Annotated in this window: 1 protein-coding gene; it reads left to right on the top strand. The window is 40.6% G+C overall.

Features of this window, described 5'->3' with window-relative positions:
• The first annotated feature begins 50 nt into the window (after nucleotides 1–50).
• Nucleotides 51–1,913 (top strand): tRNA uridine-5-carboxymethylaminomethyl(34) synthesis enzyme MnmG, encoded by a 1,863-nt coding sequence (gene mnmG / locus CYO90_RS00475; RefSeq protein ID WP_103578056.1) that lies wholly within the window; start codon nucleotides 51–53, stop codon nucleotides 1,911–1,913.
• Nucleotides 1,914–2,176 lie beyond the last annotated feature (263 nt).

Below are 2,176 nucleotides of genomic sequence, written 5' to 3'. Positions count from 1 at the left end.
TATATGCTTTTTGATAAAATCCGCCTATCAAAAATAAGGAAAAATTTATCATGGACTATGAAATCATCGTCGTTGGCGGCGGACATGCTGGCATTGAGGCAAGTCTTGCGGCTGCTAGAATGGGCAAACAAACTTTACTGATCACTATCTTGGCCGAGCAAATAGGCGCTGCAAGCTGCAACCCAGCCATCGGAGGCCTTGCAAAAGGACACCTTGTAAAAGAGATCGACGCGCTTGGCGGTCAAATGGGACTTACAACTGACGCTGTTGGTATCCAGTTTCGCGTGCTAAATGAGAGCAAAGGCCCAGCAGTACGTGGTAGCCGTGCTCAGATCGACATGGATAGATACCGCGTTTATATGAGAAATTTGCTTTTAAACACTCCAAATTTAGAAATTTCTCAAGAGATCGCCACTGAAATTTTAAGCGAAAATGGCGAGGTAACAGGTGTTAGAACACACCTAAATAACATCTATAACGCAAAAAAAGTGATAATTACAACTGGCACATTTTTAAACGGGCTAATCCACGTTGGATTTAATAAACTTGAAGCTGGCCGCGTGGGCGAGCTAAGCGCAAAGGATCTAAGCTCTAGCCTAAGAGAGCTTGGGCTAAATTTAGGCAGGCTAAAGACTGGAACATGCCCAAGGATCGACGCAAAAACGATAAATTTTGAAATTTTAGAGAAGCAAGATGGTGACGCAAAGCCAGTTGCATTTAGCTTTAGAACTAAAAATTTCTCCCCAACGCAGCTACCATGCTACATTGCCTATACAAACGAAATCACCCATGAGATAATCCGCTCAAATTTCGACAAAGCGCCACTTTTTACAGGTCAGATCGAGGGTATCGGACCAAGATATTGCCCTAGTATCGAGGATAAGATAAACCGCTTTGGCGACCGCGATAGACACCACCTTTTCATCGAGCCTCAGACCCTTGAAGCGACAGAGTGCTACATAAACGGCTTTTCAACGAGCCTGCCTTATGAGGTGCAAGTGCAGATGCTCCGCTCTGTAAAGGGCTTTGAAAATGCCAAAATAGTAAGGCACGGATACGCCATCGAGTACGACTACGTCGAGCCAACACAGCTAAAACATAGCTTAGAGACCAAAAAGGTAAAAGGGCTATACTTGGCTGGGCAGATAAATGGCACGACTGGATACGAGGAGGCAGGCGCTCAGGGGCTAATGGCTGGCATAAATGCAGCGCTTTCACTTGATAACAAAGAGCCACTTATCTTGCGCCGTGATGAGGCTTATATCGGTGTTTTGATCGATGATCTTGTCACAAAAGGGACAAAAGAGCCATATAGGATGTTTACGAGTAGGGCGGAGTACCGCTTGCTTTTGCGTGAGGAAAATGCCATTTTAAGGCTTGGCGGATATGGCCATGAGCTTGGGCTGCTTGATGATGAAACTTTTAACGAGATCGAAAATATAAGAAGAAATTTAAAAGAGGGGCTGGAGTTTTTAAACCAGACTCAGATCACGCCAAGCAAGGCAAATTTGGAGCTTTTAGCAAGCCTTGATGAAGAGCCGATCAGCCAAAATGTGAGCCTTCAAAAGATAGTCGCTAGAAAGAGCTTCACGGCTGAGAAACTAAGAAAGCTTAATGAGAGATTTGTAAATTTAGACGATGCGAGCATGGATCAAATTTTAACCGAGTGCAAGTATCAGCACTACATCAGTGAGCAAAAAAATCAGATAGAAAAAATGAAAGATATGATGGATGTGAAAATACCTGAAAATTTCGACTTTAGAAGCATAAGCGGACTTAGCAACGAAGTGGTCGAAAAGCTTGAGAAATTCGCTCCGCCAACACTCTTTGCAGCGAGTGAAATTTCAGGTATCACGCCAGCAGCGATCGATATCTTGCATATCTACATAAAGATGAGCGAGAAAAAGGCTTAAATTTAAGCCTTTTATGGTTTTAAAGTTTAACTGGCGTTTAAAATTTAAAACAAAGTCACTCGTTTTTAATAGTTGCTATTTATAATTTTTTAAGATTAATAAATTTTATTATTAAAATTTTCTATTTTACAAGTATTAAAATAGAAAATTTTTTTATCTTAGCGTTTAGATATTAGATCAAATTTCTCTTTTATAAAAAGCTTAAAATCACGATATATGGATATTTTTAGATAAATTTATTTCAAATTTTAGTGTAAAAAAAG

Origin of the sequence: Campylobacter concisus, assembly GCF_002913745.1 — a bacterium.
In the GTDB taxonomy this organism is placed as follows: Bacteria; Campylobacterota; Campylobacteria; order Campylobacterales; family Campylobacteraceae; genus Campylobacter_A; species Campylobacter_A concisus_R.
Note: the sequence above shows the minus strand (reverse complement) of the source record. Positions and strands in the feature narration are given on the sequence as shown.

What these genes read in the sequence shown, in the direction of transcription:
- mnmG (WP_103578056.1), top strand. Translation starts at nt 51, where the DNA reads ATGGACTATGAAATCATCGTCGTTGGCGGCGGACATGCTGGCATTGAG.